This window comes from Rhodococcus sp. WS1 (genome assembly GCF_003797745.1).
GTDB classification, from domain to species: Bacteria; Actinomycetota; Actinomycetes; order Mycobacteriales; family Mycobacteriaceae; genus Rhodococcus_F; species Rhodococcus_F erythropolis.
The window spans coordinates 82,043-98,267 of record NZ_RKLZ01000004.1 but is presented as its reverse complement, the minus strand read 5'-3'; the positions used below and the strand labels follow the sequence as shown (position 1 = coordinate 98,267).

Genomic DNA, 16,225 nt, shown 5'->3' with positions numbered 1-16,225 from the left:
CGGCTGCCCGCCGCGGAAGACGCCATACCGCGTAGTTCGTTTGACGCACTAGGGTCTACGCAATGTCGATTAGCTTGCGTCCATCCCGCCGAGGTACAGCGTGTGCAGTCATAGCGGCAGGTGCTTTCTTGCTGACGGCCAGTGCACTCACACCGACCTACGTTGCGAACCAGCTCGTGAAGATCCCGCTGAGTATCGAGGCAGCCACCGTCTCGACCGGCACCGCTGAGTTGCTCGACGCCGGCGCCCTCGCCAAGGGAAAGCTGGTCATCGACCCGGCTGTGCCGATCACCGTCAACCAGCTCGTCACCGTTCAAGAGCCCTCGAACGCCGACGTCGTGACACTGCAATCCGCGGTGCAGATGACGCGCGACGACCGGTCAGGGCAGGCCGCGATCGTCAACGCGAGCGTCGACCTGGTCACTGTCGATCGGCGTACCGCAACCGCCGTCGACGAGCCGGTCGGCTCCATCCAGGGTTCGGCGGACAAGCCCGCAGACCCGGTCGAACACGAGGGCTACCAGTTCAAGTTCCCCTTCGACACCCAGAAGCAGTCTTATCCCTACTTCGACACCACGTTGCGCGAAACCCGCGATATGGATTTCGTCGAAGAGGCTGAGCTCGAGGGGTTGCCGGTCTACCGATTCCATCAGGAGATCGAACCGACCTTGATCAGTGGAACGGTTTCCCTACCTGCCTCTGATCTGGGGCGGGAAGGTACCGCGCCGGTGACGTTGAAGCGTTTCTACGGCATCACCCGCGACCTGTGGGTCGAGCCGGTCACCGGAGGTGTGGTCCAGGTCGAGCAGCACTACCGCCAGTACCTGGGCACCGACGTCAACGATCCGCAGGCGATCACCATCATCGACGTAGTACCGAACTTCGACCCCCAAACCCTCACTGAGCAGGTCGCATTCACATCCAAGTACAAGCGCCTCATCCAATGGGGAACCGTGTACGGTCCGATCCTCGGTGGCGTGACGGGTGCACTTCTCCTCGCGGGCGGAATCTACCTCGGGGCGACATCGGGAAGGCGCCGGGAAACCCCGACGAACGAGCCCCGGCAGACCTCGCAGGAGTTGGCCGACGCGACGTTGTCCTGACTCGCCACGTTCGCCAATGCCCGCCCCGAGTGCTCGGGGCGGGCGTTTTGTGTTCAGCTCTCAATGACGTCGAAAAAATATGGGTCTACCTGGTAAGACGACACGTCCCCCTCGGGTGGATCTGCTATTGGGTGTCTCGCAGCTCTGCATACGCGGCTTGAGCCTTGGGAAGGGCTGCTGCGTATTCGGAAGCCGACGTCTCCCCGTTCTTGTAGAAGTGCTCTTTCTCGTTGTAGCCCCGCGGATCTGCATGCTGAACGGCCAACGCGTACGCGACCGAATCGCTGGCGGGGGTCGAGATTGCCGCAGTGTTGTCCATGAAGGTGTTCGTAGCAGCGCGGACGGCATCGGCGGAGTCAGCTCCGGTGTTGTACCGGAAGCGCCAACCGAAGATGTCTCGAATGTCCGTGGCCGGCGCGGCCATCGACAACCCCGAGGTCCAACCGGTTTCTGCTGCACCCGCGAGAAGGGCGGCGCGGGCCTGATCGGGTGATCCGCCGCGGCCCTCCACCGTCGCAACGATGACTTCTGCGTTGTCACGTTCGATCTTGGCGCCGAGATCGCTGATTGCCTCGGCGCCGAACGGTGAGACTGTGGTGGTCGGCGCGCTGGTCGAGGTGGTCGACGGTGTGGCAGTGGGCGACTCGTCACTACCGCACGCCGTCAGTCCGACGGCGAGGCCAGCAGTGATCAGCGCTGCGATGACGCTCTTTCGGTACAAGGGTCCTCCAGTGAATCAGTAGCGGATGTCGTCGATGAGCCAGCGGTCGCCTTCTCTGACGAGGGTGACCCAGACCGTGGTGTCAGGTTCGACCGTAGTGGTGTTGGTTCCTACGATCGCGGTCTGTTTGACGGTGGCCACTCGCTGGACGCTGGTGTCGGTGTCGTCAGGGCAACCGGAGCATTCGACACTGACGTCGGCAATGATCTTCGCTTCCTGCCGGCCCCACTCCGCCCACTGCACGCTCGGACCGCGTTCGGTGTGGGCGTCGATGATCATGCGATCGGCGAGCTTGTCCGTCAGCCAGGACCGTGCGCGTCCGTAGGCGTCGTTCTGCGTCGCATCAATGGACGGGTACCAGGTGAAGGCCACAGTCAGACCCTGGCGGGCGACTTCTTCCGCCACATGAGCCGCAGCCGGCCGTTCGACGGTCTCGACATCGGTTGGCACCGTGGTGGTCGCGGCGCCCGACGACGTCGTCGACGGTGTCGGCGTTGTCGGTATGGCTTCACCGTCACTGGTCCGGGAAAGGAACGAATAGACCACAAGACCGACTACGGCGACCACCAGCACCGCCACGACGAGCTTTCGGACTGTCATCTGCCTCTTCTTCCTCATGAAATATGCCGTTTAGCAGGGTAAATGACACGTCCCCTCAATTGCGAAGGGGTGTCCGGCTTGAAGAGCGCGCCGCCTAGCAGTGCCGAAGCTGAAGCGCTCAGGCGGACGCACTCAGTGGTGACGGTCTGCCGGCGGTAGCGAAATCCTCTCGATGTCGACCAACAGGGAAGACGACACGTCCCCTTACATCACGCGACGTGCCTTCATTCCGGACTGGAGGGGAGCTTCCTTCACGACATCACCGGTCGTCGGAGCGTGAACCATCTGACCGTTACCGGCGTAGATTCCCACGTGACCGGGACCGCTCGCCTCCCACCCTCCGAAGACCAAGTCCCCGGGCTGAGCCTGGTCGATCGGGATCTCGACGCCGACCGTCCACTGCTGTTCAGAGGTCCGGGGGAGTGAGACCTTGCCCGCGCTGGCCGCATAGACCGCGAAGGACGTCAGGCCGGAGCAGTCGAACCCACCACCCGTCGGTCCTCCAGTGCCACCGCCGCCCCACACGTACGGCGTACCGAGATACTCCCGCGCCGCACTGACTACCTGCGCATTTCCGCCCGTCGTCGTGGGGACGAACCGGCCGCGGGAATTCGGATTGGTAAAAGTCGCACGAGCTGCGGTGATCTTGGCGACGTAGTTCTGGGTCTCGGCGTACGGCGGGATTCCGTTGAACTGCTGAACGGCTCCGGGGCCGGCGTTGTAAGCGGCGAGCGTCAACTCGATCGGGTCGCCCGGGATCCCGGACACGTCCTTGTGAAGTGCGCACATGAACTCTGCCTGCGACATGACCGCATCGCCGATCGAGTTGGGGTCGATCTTCCCGTCTCCGTCGTGATCCTTGCCCCACGTCGCCCACGTACCTGGCATGAACTGAGCGGGCCCCATCGCCCCGCTGGGAGATACAGGGGCGCTCGCTCCGTGGCGGAATCCGTTCTCCTGCTGGAGCTGTGCAGCCAACAGAGGAGAGTCGATCTCCGCGCACACACTCCCAGCCTTGCGAAGCCAGGGCTCGAACTCGGGCGGCACGATGTTGAACGCCAATTCGCCGCCGCCGGCCACACCGAAGCCAGCGCAATCGGCCGAGGATCGAGCCGAGATGATCTGCACATTGCTGCTGCTGGCGACATCGGCGACCGGGGCACCGCCGTCGCTGCTCTGTCGGGCGATGTCAGGAAGGACACTGACGGGGTCGAGTGCGGTCCCGCCCTGCATCTTTCCTCCTTCCCAATACTCGAAGTGCAGATGAGGCCCTGTCGACGAGCCCGCGTTTCCGATGTTGGCGATGTGATCGCCGGCCTTGACGTGCTGGCCCGTTTTGACGAGGACACCGTCGGCGAACATGTGGCCATAGACCGTGCTCACAGGTTTGCCGCCGACATTCGAGTCGATGACCACCCAGTTCTCGAACCCGACTCCCGGCCCCTCCCCGGACGATCCCGCTGCAACGACATTGCCGTCGAGGGCAGCGAGGATCGGCGTGCCGACGGGGCCGGCCAAGTCCACCCCGCGGTGCTGCGCGTTCCAGCGCTCACCGAAACCCGAGGTGAAGGTAGCGGTGCCGGGCTTGACCGGCATCTGGATCGTCCCGGCCACCGCCAACTCTGCACCGCCAACGGCCGGCGCACCGTCGCCATTGCTCGATCGGGAACCGCTGTCACTGCTCGTCGAGGTGGCGCTGCGGCAGGCATCGCGCGGAATGACCGGCGCTCCCGCAGAACATGCAGAGGTGCCGACGACGACGGACGCGGCGCCGACCAACAGAATCGCCCGCTGAAGGCTGCTCGTCTTCACAGTCCACCCGGAATCGGGGTGTCGAGGTCCGGGATCGGAATCGGACCGGGCACCGGGGTCGGCGCATCGGCAGTGGTGGGCGCCGGCTCGTCGAGATCGCGAGTCGGTGTCGGCGTGGATGTGGCAGGAACCGACGACGAGGACGGTTGCGGCGCTGTCGTTTCGCTTTGTCGTGTCGTCGACGGCGATGTGCTCGGCGTGGCCGTGGACGTTGCCGGGGTGATTCTCTCGACCTTGGACAAGTCCAGCGTCGGAAGAGGGGATCCGACCACCCACCGCTTGCCTCCGCTGGTCTCGTCGACAGCGAGTGAGATCCGCATATCTCCGGCTTGCGTCGGAACGGTCACCTCAGCGGTACGCGCACCGTCCGGACCGTCCGAGAGTGTGCTGACCGTCGGGCCGGTGATGACAACGGGTGTTCGTGGCCGCGCAGCCACGACGTACTCACCAGGCTTGGTGGATGTGTAGCGCCCGATCGCGCTGGTCCACTTCGCATCCGAGGCGGTGATGTTGACGAACTCTCGTGCGTACGCCATCGCGGTTGCCGGCGCGTTGGCTGCCACCCAGGTTGCGCTTTTGGCGGCCACGAGAGATTCGCTCACCTCGATGAGGTCGTAGCTGACCGAATCCGCCTGCGCGACAGGTTCAGTGGAGGTCTTTGATTCCTGCGCTGCCGTGGCAGGTTGTGGGTTCTCTCCGAACACCGCGCCCAAGGCGAACAGAAACGCCAGAGCGGCGATCACGGCGATTGCCAGATTGGTGCGGGAGTAGAGCACCCACCGGCGGATCGGCGCGAGGACAGGATTGGTTCCCGACTGAGACATCAGATGTACCGGTCTCTCGTAGGTGTCTCTCGTGTGGTCGTGCCGGGCGCAGCAGCGTTCCAGACCCTCGCGTTCGGTGCCGAACTCGTCGACCGATTGCGGGGGGCTGAGGGGGCGGTCTGGCTCGTCGAATGCTTGTCGCGGGCGGGCGGTGTGTAGACCTTCATCGGTGCGATGGCTGAGCGGTCACCACCGTCCCAGCGTTGTCCGACGCTGGCGGTCAGAAGATCCTTGCGCGCCTTGCGTTCTTGGAGCTGGCTGTTGACCTCGTCCTGGTCGAGGATTCGCCACGCACTCGCGCCGGCCCTGACTGCGCGGTCGGCGTCTTTGCTGTCCACGCCTCCCTTGGCGCCGTTGCCTCGCGCCAGGTCGCGGCTGGCGACAGCCGCAATCCCGGCGATCCGGGCATCGCGTTCTGTTGCGGTGTTGGCCGCCTGACCCAGACGACCTGCCCGGCCCAGACCCTGAGCCTTCCTAGCGTCTGCGCGGGACTGCGTCAGTGCCTGCTGTCGACGGTTGTTGAGCGCGCGGCCTTCCGGTCGAGCCACCGACGTCGACGTCGCATCCCCCGAGTCGTCCTCGGCGCCACGTCCGCCGCGGCGCGCGAAACGTTCGGCGGCTTTCTCAGCGATGGCCTGTGTCGGCCCCCCGACCGCGAAACTCGCAGCGTTGAATGCCTTGTGTTTGAGGGACTTCTTCGCGTTGCGGGCCTTGCGGTTGACCATGCTCGCGCTGTTCTGCGAGAACGTCTGACTCATGCGTTTGAACGGACGCATGATTGCCCAGCAGACGACGGTGAGGATCACCATGAACCACAACCGCCAGGACCCGTCGACCGAGCCGTTGGCCTTGACGTACAGCTGGACCAGAGCCATCAAGTACAGGGCGACAATGACGGACCCGGCGACGCCCCACATGTAGGCCGTGCCGAGCATGCGCAGGATGCGGGCAAGCCATCCGGCGGCAGCGATCGCAAAGGGAATCCACACGGGGGAGAACAACACTGCAAACCGGATCGACAGCAGCGCTACCAGTTTCAGGAGAGATGCACCGATCCACAGCAGCGCCGGCATGCTCATCTTGATCATGGCCATGAAGCCGGTGGACGTGCGGCCGGAATCCTTACCTTGGAACTGGCGATAGGAAAGCTGATAGTCCGAGTCCAGTTTCTCGACGATGTTCTCGAACTTGTCGGCTTTCTCCTCGGCGAGTTTTTCCTGTGCCTTCGGATCGTCCTTCACCTCTTGCTGCTGCTCGTAGGTGAACGCCAGAGCGTCTCGTAGATCGGGCCCGAGCTTGGCCGTGTCCTCCGGGTCGTAGTTCGTGCCGAACCAACCCTTGCGCCAGTCCGGGAGGAAAATCTTGTCGATCAGTACGTTTCGCGGATCGGTGCTACCTCCGGCCAGCGTGCCGCCATCCGACGAGTCACCGAACTGCACCGAGAAAATCTGATCCTGGGTCTCAGTGATCAAGGAACCGAAGGTGTCGTCTGCCACCTCGAGTGCCTTCTGGGGAGCGCCGACCATCAGAGCGCCGAGAGCCAACCCCGCAGCCGCGATACCCACAGTTTTGGTGACGCCGGCAGCATCGGCGCGCAGTGCCTTCCACAGGATCATGGCGGTGACCAGAATCAGAGCGATTCCCAGCCACTCCCCGTAAATGCCCCGCATGCCTTCGGTGATCGCGAAAACGATCTGATCGAACTTGCCTAATGCCGATTCGACGCCGGCATCCTCAGCGGCCTGCCCGGTCTTGGTCTGGTCGTCGAGCCAGAACGCGGCGGCTGCCATCGACTTGCCGATCGTCAGGAAGGTGTTGCCCAACGTGGTGTCGCCGACAGCGCCGGGAGCGCGGACCAGGTCTTCACCGCAACCGAGGTCATAGGTGTGCCACTTGAGCCCGGCCCACCCGTACGTTTCGTAACCCGTCCCACCAGAGGACGAACGTCCAGCGCTGGTCGAATCGAACGTGGTCTCGAGGACCTCGTTCGGAAACTCCGGTGACGGAACGTCCTTGCAGTCGAAACCGCCGGCGGACGCGATGCCACCACCGAATCCGATCAGGGAGACGGACGCGAATATCAACACCACCAGAACACGCCCCACAAGCCCCGTACGCCACCCGGAACGGCGCGATGCCGTAGACCTCCCGGACTGCACGCTCCGGCGCTTCAGCGGGCTCATACCGCCGTCCCCATCGCTGTGCGAGTGGCGCGAGAATCGAGTGCCTCGAAGACGTGCGACATATGCACGAAATGCGTCCAGTCCGAGCGGATCAATTCGATGTCGTCGGCCATCTTCACGATGAAGCGGCGCGCCTGGTCCAAGTGCTCGGTGTTCGTGTCCTCGTCGAGGGTGTCCTCGCCGCCGCCGCCGAGATCAGCCAAGAGCGCCTCGTAGCCCTCTCCGGCCGGAAGGTTCAGCAGTTTCAGCGCGCCCTCGATGGCGTGAGCGTTGCCCCCGAGGTCGCCGATGATGACCTCGTAGGTCAACGCCGATTTGTCGTCGCTGCCATCGACTCCGAGGTAGTCGTCGGGAAGCTGCGAGCACACCAGCGCACGAACCTTGAACTTTCGGCTGTCACGCGCAATCCGCAGGTTCAGAGTGCGGCCGGCACCGGTCTGCTCGAGATATTTGTTCTCGTCGAGGAAGAGCACCTTGCGCTCGTAACGCGGCAGCTCGTAGACGAGACGGTTCGCAAGCCACGCAGCCATGTGCATCAACGGCCCAGCCATCCGCTGTTGCGGAGTCCACTGCGAGGCATCCGAGCCCAACGGCGGAAGTTGCAGACCAGGCATCGTCAGCACCGTGAGGCGAATCTTGTCGTTGACGAAATCGTCCACGTCGCCGACCGTTCCCTCCTCCGGGAACAACACGCGGGCCTCTGACAGGTCGGACATCATGGCCAGGTCCTGGTGCACGCTCTTCGCGCACGAACGCAGATCGACGTTGTCGTCATCGCGGCCGATGAGGTCGATAGCAGCGAGAACCTCGCGCAGGTTGTGGTGCCGCTCGCCGCCGACCATGTTCGCTGCCGTCTGGAGCACCGTTTCGGTCCACTCGTGTTCGAGTCTGGCGGGGGTGAGCATCATCTTCAGGACCGATACCGCCACCGAAATTCGCTCGGCAGCCGCGGCCCGCACATCGGCGTCGTACTGCCCCTGGGCTGCGGCCACCGGATCAGGGTCGTCTTGGTAGTCGACGCTGTGCGGGTCGTACTCCGGATCATCGCGCCGCGGATCGAGGATCACCCGGTACGGGTTGAGCGAGCCAGGACGCGAGGTGCGGCCGGTGAGTGCCTGGACCTCCGCGATGCCTCGAAACTCGGGCAACTGGGCGAGCTTTTTGAGCGGGCCCGAAGGGTCGAGCACGACGCCGTAAGCACCGGCGCGCACCGCTTGGTAGACGAGGACACCTGCGAGGAACGTCTTACCCGATCCGGGCACTGCGACGATCGGGGTCAGGCCCGACTTGTGCTTCTTCTCGTGCGCGGCGAACAGATCCCACACCGCCGGCCGCGGTGCGATCGACGCAGTCTGACCGACCACGACACCGGTACGGTCGCCGATGCGGTCACCGACTGCGGCCATTCCGGCAGAGAGAGCTTCGACGCTCATCCGCCGACAGTGGGCGATGTTGGCCAGCGGCTCACCCGGAATGAACTCGCGTAGGAGCTGGTACTGGCCGTGCTCTTGTTCGAGGCGGATACGCGGCGCGTACATCTCCTGCAACATCGAGACCTTTTCCTTGGCCTCTTGCGGTGTCGAACCGACCACGAGAACCCGGTACCAACCCTCGGTGCGCACCGACAAACCCGAGTGGTCTTCCTCGATGTCGGAGATGACCTGCCGCGCGCGTGCGTGCTGCTCGGCCAGTTCCTGCGGCGGGACCTGATCGTGCTCGATTGTGTAGTGGTCGAACTGTGCTTCGATCTTCGACGTCAACCGCCGAAGTCCGCGCACCGTTTGGCTCTTGGTCTTGAGCTTGATCCGCTCCGACCACTCCAGCGGTTCACCCAACGGGTCGCCGAGCACCTGCCACGGCAGCATCTTTTCCGGGATGGGGAGCGGTGCCATACGCCCGACGGTGAGAACGATCGCGTATCCGGTGTAGTCCCGACCGCCGACCTGACCGCGCACCGTCGTGTAACCGTCGCCGGGAGTGAGAGCGAGGTTGGTGAGGTCTTCGAGCGTCGCGACGTCGGATTCTTCCCAGTTGCCCGCACCGGCGATGATTCCGTCTGCGTCCAGTGGCAGGCCGAGCGATGCCGATCGCAACAACAGGTAGTCCATCTCAGCCGGTGTCGCGGGCTTGGCGTTGACGCCTTGGCCCGACAGATGCCGTTCGATGGTCGCGAGGTGATCGGCGATCGCCTTCTGCTCGTTGAGGAACGCATCACGCGCCCACTTACCTACGAGCTGAGCGATCTTCCCCAGGAGGGGCACGTCGATCACCGGAACAAGCCAGCGGCCGAGCCAATCGAGCCCTTGCGCCATCGCAGAACGCGGAGGCAACTCGATGCCCCAGTAACGGCCCTTCTGCGTGGGGTTTCCCCACAGCATCGCGTGCTGCTGCCCACGCAGGTAGTCCGCCCACGACAGCGCGCCGGGGACGTCCGGAATCGGTTCGGCCCATGCATCATGCTTCTGCGCCCACTGGCGCACCGGCCAGGGCGTGCGCACGAGGCGTCGATGCATCCCCGTCACGCCGGACTCGGCGAGGTTGGCCAACACCATGCCCTCGTTCTGGATGTAGCGCTTCTGCCTACCGACCGGACGCATGTTCCACGGGCCGGGCGGCTGGACGAACCATGCCGTCGATTGACGGCGCGTCCGGGTGACGTTGCCTTCCACCCCAACCAGCTCCAGGCGCACCGTTTTGCGGTCCTTGTCGGCGCGCTTCTTCGCCGCAGCGGTTTGCCGGTTGAATTCCCCGTCGGTCGCGGTGTTCTTGGTGCGTTTCTTCCCGCGTCGTTTGCCCTTTCCAGCGGGCGCCGGCTCTGCTGGCGGTGTAGGGGAAAAGACGGGGGCGGGCGTTGTGATTCCAATGTCGGGAGCCTGCGACCAGGCCAACTCCCGTGGCGGTGCAATGGCCGAGGTGTCGGAGTTCGCGGCAGTCGCGTTGGGTGTGCGATTTGCCGCCATTGCTGCCGCCCACGAGGGAGGCAAAGCACCCGGCGGGACGATGGCCGGTTCGGGCTCGTCGAAGTTCGGATCGAACAGTGCGGCGATTTCGTTGTCGGGCTGCAAAGTCATCGGGAGGACTCACCTTCGATTGGTGTAGCGGCGTGCTTGCGTCCGGAGGCGCTGGAGATGGCGGGGAGGCGAAGCGTGACGGTTTGGCCGGCCTTCGGTGGGCGCGGTGCGTTCAGGTCGTTCCACGCCGCTCGAACCACGGATCGGACCGGGCGATCCGCGTTGACGACCTTGGTCACTTTCGCGGTCAGCACGACGACGATTCCGATCACCACCACGAGGGATTTGAAGCCGAGCGGAATGTGCACGATGCCGCGCGCGATGACGAAGACGATCACCATGAGGGCCGCTCCGAGTCCGAGCGCTGCATAGCGAATTCGGAACGGCAGGGTGAGCCCGGTCGGACCGAGGTAGTGCTGATCTACGCGGTGAAGCAAATCGTCGTTGTCGATCACGGTCGGCGTTCCTTCGCTCGTTGGGTGGGTGGGTCAGACGTGGATGCCGAACAGGCCGAGGATCCAGTTGCCGATGCCGGTCGCGGCGTTCTCGCTTTGGGCGATACCGAGAAACGCCAGGCCCACGAGGGAGAGGCCACCGACGGTGAAAACCTTCGAGAGGTTGCCTCGCAGACCGCCCATCAGGACGACGCAGGCGATCAACGCGAGGATCGTGAAGACGATGTTGTCGCCGATCCACGAACGCACACCTGTTGTGCTGACATCGGTTTGTTGCGCGAGCACATCGACGGTTCCGGGCGAATTGGTCGCCAGTTCGAGAACGGTGAACGTGAGGGACATGAGCACACTCCATTGTTGAGTTCGTTCTGTGCATCTGAATGTGGATGCGCGCGACCGTAAGTCGATTGCGGTTTTGATCTCAACGGGGTGTCTGCCACTGGAGGGGCGATTCGACGACGTTCTCCGGCGCTGCGGCGGTCAGAAACGGTCCTCTGTGAGGGTTGCACGCGTAGCGGTTGACCGGGGACTGTGCAGCATCTCACTAGGGATTCAGCAACCGCGCTGTGCGCGAAAGAGATTCAGGTCGGTGTTCAGGCACACGAAAAAGCCCCGCACAGTCGTGCGGGGCTTGCGTTTGTTATCCGATGTTGGGAGACGTCGCACACAGGTCCGATGGAATCCGAAGCGAAACGGTCGATATGACGCGCTGACAGCGCGCTCCGTGATCGCGTTGTCGGGGCAGTGGCCGAAGGCGGTGAGAAGAAGGTGGTCGAGATCTGGGGGAGAGGGGTACGCCGGGAACGCGCTCAGATGCGCGGTGAAAACAGCGTCGGATTCAGAACCGATATTCGGCGGCGATTTCGAGCGCTCGGAAAAGCGCTCCTCGGACCCATCCCCTCCGGGGCCACTCCCCCCCGGCGTTCCTTGGGGGGGAGTGTACTTCAGAATTACGCTCAGCGCCAACGCATTTCGCAACACCCATGTCGAACGCTATATGCACCGCTCGACCTCGCGTACCGAGGACCGTTCACCGTTCATCGGCCGATACGGGTTCGGTGACGCTCACCGTACCGCTGGGAGCGCCGAAAATTTCAGGCGCTCGCCACGCTCATTGGAGCGCTGAAATGAGCGGTCGAAAGAGCGTGCGAAAACACCGCTCAACAAAGCGTTCGAGACGCTCCGAGGTGAACGCTCTTCCGAGCGCTCGCGAACACGGCCCACCGCTCTCCGATGGAGCGCCGCGCGACCACCGTGATCAACCGTCGACGACAGCGCCGCACGTGCGCTCTGCCGAGCGCTCACCGTGGCGTGCCATCGAACGCGTTGGTAGCGGCGGCAACTGAGTGTGATCGGAAAGCGCGAAGGAAAGGGGGGACACCCCGTTGAGAAAAGTTGGGGGTTTCTGCCACTGTGCACGCAGACGCCACCCGGACGGCGTTGCGAGAACGTCGACACGAGCGAAAGGCGCAGGCGGTGAACGGAAATCAGGACCCACTCAAGGACTGGCTGGTATCGACATACCGTGACGTCTTTGGTGATCCGAACAACGGCAATCAAGTAGGTGAAGACGGCAAGCTGACGCGCATCGGCCGCTTCACTCCGTTCTCACCGTTCGTCGCCGTTGTCGCGGGCGTAGCCCTCTTCGCCCCGCGCATCATGTCGGCAGTCGGCAACGAGACGGTCGTCGACGTGCTGGGCGAGGTTCACGGCTACCGTGTTCTGCTCGTCGTCGCCGCCGCTGTACTCGTCGTCTGCGATGTTCTGAGATACAGCACACACAAGTGGACTCAGATGCTCGAATCGGTCGTGCGGCAGGGCACCGGCAACCTCCCGAAGAAGACCACCGTCAGCTTCCCTCCGGGGACACGAGTGATCCGCCGCGCAACGATCAAAATGCATCGCGGCACCGTGATTCGGCCGAAGCAATTCGAGGAGCTGTCCCGCGCGATTGAAGCGGCGTTCCCCGGCAGTGCGAAGTGGGAGGTCAAGGTCCGTCACGAGGCGCACCAGGACCGCATCGTCGTCCGGCGGGAAACGATCACCCCGGACACACGCTCGGACCGCCAGAAGGTTCTCCAGTCGGCGCTCGAAAGCGCCTCGATCTTCAAGGACCCGAAGGTGACCGTTTCGGCACGCGATCAGGAAGGCGTAGAGACCGGATACCGCATCTCCTACGAGAAGTCGATGAACGCTGGCGCCAAGGGCTTTCAGATCAAGGTCGAGGAAGCTCTCGCCTCTCTCGCGGGTCAGCACGAGTCGGGCCGCAACTGGACCACCGATTGGTACCCGGACAAGGGATACCTGACCATGCGGCTCGTTGCACCGATGCCCTCACGCGTCGATCACCCGCTCGATCTGGTCGACGAGAACCTGCGGCACCTGCCCTATGCGACCGGCATCGCCGATCGGACCATGTACTGGGACGTATCCACCAGCTCCAACAAGCCGCACTGCTTGATCGTCGGCCCGACCGGTGGCGGTAAGACGTCGGTGATCCGCACCCTGCTCACCGAAGCGGCGCGGCGCGGCATCCCTTTCGTCGGTGTCGATCCGAAGATGATCGAACTCGACGGACTCGAGGGTTACCCCGGCTGCGGCGCGATCATCTACGACGCGCTCCGCGCAGCGATGTTCGTACGTGCCTTGCACACCGAGATGATGGCCCGCAACGCCTACATCCACCAGATGAAGATCGAGGGCTCACAACTGCCGCTGATGATCGCGGTCCTGGACGAGTTCTTCATCCTCTCCGGCAAGTGGCAGCGGCTGATGAAGACCGGCGACGACGAGACCAAAGAACAGCTCAAGACCCTCGACCCTCTCGGCGCATGGGCAGACCTCGCCGTCCTCGCCCGCTCCGCCGGTATCCGCCTACTACTCGGCGTGCAGCGCCCCGACGCGTCATTGTTCGGCGGCGCGTCCGGTAACGCCCGCGACAACTTCGGCACCCGCATCAGCCTCGGCAACCTCTCCCAAGACGGTGCACTGATGATGTGGGGAGACTCCACAGTCGGCCGCGAAGTGGACACCTCCGTCAAGGGCCGCGGCATCGCACTCGGCGACGACGGCAACCCCGTCGATGCCCAGATGTGGTGGACCCCGAACGTGGACCGTCACCCCAACAAATGGAACCAGCTCGCCGCGAGCGAGAAGGACATCATCGAGGGCCTCGCTCCCGCCGAAGCTCCACAGTTCACCTGCTACTCGTCGGAGTTGGCTGCGTTCATCGAATCCGAACGCGCACTGGCCAAGCGAGCCCGCAAACACGGCAACGCACCCGAACCGATCGTGATCGGTACCGGCGACGACGAGAACATCGCTGCGCCAGCTCCGGATTCGGCCGCAGAGTTCGTCGCAGCCGCCAAACCCGAACAGCCGATGGACGACGACTTCGCGGACGTCATTCCCGCATCTGCTGTCGAAGCCGGAATGACCGTGCTCATCGACGACGAAAACGGCGAACTCGTGCCCGTCACTGTCGATTCGGTCGATGTCTCCCGCAACACGAAGGGCGACGTCACCAAGACGGTCCTGACCGTCGGTAGCGGACGCGTGAAGACCCGCATCACCTTCGACCCGACAGGCGTCGTCGTCCTCCCCGAACCCGACGCCGCAACAGCGCCGGTATGACCCCCTAGTTGTCCGCTTCACCACCACCGAAAGGAACACCAATGACCCGCCGAATCTCCCAGTCGATCACCCCGACCTCCGAGGACGTCGCCGCATTGCGCGGACCGTTCGTCGCCAAGGGTGCAAACGACCCGATCATCAAGATGCTGAGGGACTACTTCAAGGATTCGGCCCCGGCATGGCTTCCCAAGCTCACAGAAGGGCAGGAGCTGACCAGCGAACGACTCGCAGAGATCCGCGAAGCCTCGACCAAGAAGCGCATCGTCATCGAAGCTCTGCCCGAAGGCAGCGCCCGCGACAAAGCGCTCGCCGAGCTGGACGCGACAGACGCCGTCGTTACGGACATGGACAACGCATTGGCCGGCGCCAGTGCCTTCGGAGTCAGCTAACGATGACGACGCTGACCGTAAATGTCGAGATCACCTCCAAGTCCACCGCCCGCGCAACTCTTCCGGATGTCAATGTCGACCCGATGGTGCTGGAAGCGACCGAGGCCAAGACGCTCTCTGCGGTGGTGCACGAGTTTCTGTCCAACATCGCGAAGGAACAGAACTCGGCCGTCGAGGTCGTCTACCAAACCGGTAAGGACACCAGGTTCCTGACGGTAGGCCCGGACGGCAAAGCGGTAGAGCGTGCGCCGAGCGCACCCTTGCCGATCGTTGAGAGCCCGATTGAACCGGCGGTGGAGACCCACTCTGCACCGCCGGTCGGTCCGGTCGTCGTAGCCACTGAGCAGATCGCATACGAGACGGCCCCTCATCCCGTCTCAGCGCCCGCTCAGCCGAAACCGCGGCCGATGCCTGCCCCCGCGCCTGCGCGTTCGGCAGAACCGATTACAGGACCGCTGACCGGTCCTCTGCCGACGCTGTCGCAACTGTCCGCGCCGCGCACCAACGCGGCGGAAAGTGAACCCGCACGGCTCGGTGTCCGAGGTCGTCTCAATGCCGTTCTCGGGCTCAAGCTCGTACCCAAGTCGGACTCGCCCGAGATGCGGTTGCGCGGTGCCCAGTCGACGATCGCTCGCGCACTCCCCGAGGGCGCGATGATCACCTTCGCCAACCTCAAGGGAGGCGTCGGAAAGACCCCGATGTCGATCAGTTTGGCGGAGGCGTTGGCCGAGCACCGCGGTCCCGCAACTGTCACCTGCCTGGACCTGGGTGAGGTCGGTGGCAGCTTCGCCGATCGCGTGGCTGTCCCTCCTCCCGTGGACCAGGACGTGGTCAGCCTGCTGGGCGCTGTCGATGCCGCCGCATCCGACGTCCCGCCGTCCCGTGTGAAGCGGTTTCTGACTCGCCAGCCAGGCGGGTCGGACATCATTTCCGGGAGGGCGGGCGTCGACGCAGCGTTGACCTACGAGGAATCGGAAGCGCTCGGCTCGATTCTCGGTCGGCACCGCGATGTGCTCGTCGCCGACACCGGCAATTCCAGCCTCTCGGCGAGCTGGCAGTGGGCGATCCGGGCATCGCACGTGGTCGTCGTTCCTGTCCCGCTGCGACGCGATGCGGCAGTGGCCGCGCAGCGCACGCTCTCGGCGATCGCGGCGGTTCGTCCGGATGTTCTCTCCCGCACGATCGTCGTCATCACCGACGGTCCGGGAGACGCACCGATGGTCGAAACGGAAGCCGTCAACGCGTTCTCCGCGCTCGGTGTCGCGGTGTGCCGGATGCCGTTCGAGCCGTTGTTCGCATCCGGCGAGCGCATCGCACTGAGCCAGCTGCGACGCGAGACGCGGGACGCGTTGACCGTGCTCGCGGCCAAGGCCGTCGACCTGATGGCGGGTGCCGTGGGCTGATGCGCTGGCACCGCCCACATCGGGCGTGCCCGTCCTACTTCGATCCATTCGACGAAGATCCCCGGCCTTCTGAGGCCGAACCCAGATGAAA

Annotated in this window: 12 protein-coding genes; 4 read left to right on the top strand and 8 right to left on the bottom strand. The window is 64.2% G+C overall.

The features are described 5' to 3' along the window. Positions 1-62 precede the first annotated feature (62 nt). Entirely contained in the window at positions 63-1,103 is a 1,041-nt protein-coding gene (locus EEB12_RS28675; protein ID WP_141489007.1) for a DUF3068 domain-containing protein, read from the top strand. 124 nt (positions 1,104-1,227) lie between these two features. Here the strand turns inward: EEB12_RS28675 and EEB12_RS28670 are convergent, their stop codons facing one another. From EEB12_RS28670 to EEB12_RS28635, 8 genes are all read right to left on the bottom strand, one after another. Beyond that, a complete protein-coding gene (locus tag EEB12_RS28670; RefSeq protein ID WP_141489006.1) occupies positions 1,228-1,824 on the bottom strand; it encodes a hypothetical protein in 597 nt (198 codons plus the stop codon). 15 nt (positions 1,825-1,839) lie between these two features. Continuing rightward, the gene (locus tag EEB12_RS28665; protein WP_141489005.1) at positions 1,840-2,424 is read right to left on the bottom strand and encodes a hypothetical protein; all 585 of its coding nucleotides are present in this window, start codon (positions 2,422-2,424) and stop codon (positions 1,840-1,842) included. Between the two features lie 204 nt (positions 2,425-2,628). Further along, positions 2,629-4,236, bottom strand: a complete 1,608-nt coding sequence (locus EEB12_RS28660; protein WP_141489004.1) for a peptidoglycan DD-metalloendopeptidase family protein — start codon at positions 4,234-4,236, stop codon at positions 2,629-2,631. Continuing rightward, positions 4,233-5,060 (bottom strand): hypothetical protein, encoded by an 828-nt coding sequence (locus tag EEB12_RS28655; protein WP_141489003.1) that lies wholly within the window; start codon positions 5,058-5,060, stop codon positions 4,233-4,235. Before EEB12_RS28655 ends, EEB12_RS28660 begins: the two co-directional genes overlap by 4 nt. Next, the gene (locus tag EEB12_RS28650; RefSeq protein WP_141489002.1) at positions 5,060-7,243 is read right to left on the bottom strand and encodes an acyltransferase; all 2,184 of its coding nucleotides are present in this window, start codon (positions 7,241-7,243) and stop codon (positions 5,060-5,062) included. The genes EEB12_RS28655 and EEB12_RS28650 overlap by 1 nt, the downstream gene beginning before the upstream one ends. Beyond that, positions 7,240-10,314 (bottom strand): ATP-binding protein, encoded by a 3,075-nt coding sequence (locus EEB12_RS28645; RefSeq protein ID WP_141489001.1) that lies wholly within the window; start codon positions 10,312-10,314, stop codon positions 7,240-7,242. The genes EEB12_RS28650 and EEB12_RS28645 overlap by 4 nt, the downstream gene beginning before the upstream one ends. Next, complete coding sequence (locus EEB12_RS28640) at positions 10,311-10,709, bottom strand: hypothetical protein (RefSeq protein WP_058037157.1); 399 nt, start codon at positions 10,707-10,709, stop codon at positions 10,311-10,313. The genes EEB12_RS28645 and EEB12_RS28640 overlap by 4 nt, the downstream gene beginning before the upstream one ends. A 33-nt stretch (positions 10,710-10,742) precedes the next feature. Continuing rightward, positions 10,743-11,051 carry a hypothetical protein gene (locus EEB12_RS28635; protein ID WP_141489000.1) on the bottom strand — a complete coding sequence of 103 codons (309 nt, stop codon included), beginning with the start codon at positions 11,049-11,051 and terminating at the stop codon, positions 10,743-10,745. A gap of 1,134 nt (positions 11,052-12,185) precedes the next feature. Here EEB12_RS28635 and EEB12_RS28630 point away from each other — a divergent pair. Genes EEB12_RS28630 through EEB12_RS28620 form a run of 3 tightly spaced genes read left to right on the top strand, consistent with a single transcriptional unit; the run spans position 12,186 to position 16,134 of the window. After that, positions 12,186-14,342, top strand: coding sequence for an FtsK/SpoIIIE domain-containing protein (locus EEB12_RS28630; protein ID WP_141488999.1), 2,157 nt, complete (start codon positions 12,186-12,188; stop codon positions 14,340-14,342). 41 nt (positions 14,343-14,383) lie between these two features. Beyond that, positions 14,384-14,731, top strand: a complete 348-nt coding sequence (locus tag EEB12_RS28625) for a hypothetical protein (protein ID WP_141488998.1) — start codon at positions 14,384-14,386, stop codon at positions 14,729-14,731. A 2-nt stretch (positions 14,732-14,733) separates the two neighbouring features. Continuing rightward, on the top strand, positions 14,734-16,134 hold the full coding sequence (locus EEB12_RS28620; protein ID WP_141488997.1) for a ParA family protein: 1,401 nt from the start codon (positions 14,734-14,736) through the stop codon (positions 16,132-16,134). Positions 16,135-16,225: the final 91 nt, after the last annotated feature.

Bases quoted from the DNA above. Each gene is read 5' to 3' on its own strand.
- EEB12_RS28625 (WP_141488998.1), top strand. From the start codon at position 14,384: ATGACCCGCCGAATCTCCCAGTCGATCACCCCGACCTCCGAGGACGTC.
- EEB12_RS28665 (WP_141489005.1), bottom strand. From the start codon at position 2,424: ATGACAGTCCGAAAGCTCGTCGTGGCGGTGCTGGTGGTCGCCGTAGTC.
- EEB12_RS28635 (WP_141489000.1), bottom strand. From the start codon at position 11,051: ATGTCCCTCACGTTCACCGTTCTCGAACTGGCGACCAATTCGCCCGGA.
- EEB12_RS28675 (WP_141489007.1), top strand. From the start codon at position 63: ATGTCGATTAGCTTGCGTCCATCCCGCCGAGGTACAGCGTGTGCAGTC.
- EEB12_RS28645 (WP_141489001.1), bottom strand. From the start codon at position 10,314: ATGACTTTGCAGCCCGACAACGAAATCGCCGCACTGTTCGATCCGAAC.
- EEB12_RS28655 (WP_141489003.1), bottom strand. From the start codon at position 5,060: ATGTCTCAGTCGGGAACCAATCCTGTCCTCGCGCCGATCCGCCGGTGG.
- EEB12_RS28620 (WP_141488997.1), top strand. From the start codon at position 14,734: ATGACGACGCTGACCGTAAATGTCGAGATCACCTCCAAGTCCACCGCC.
- EEB12_RS28650 (WP_141489002.1), bottom strand. From the start codon at position 7,243: ATGAGCCCGCTGAAGCGCCGGAGCGTGCAGTCCGGGAGGTCTACGGCA.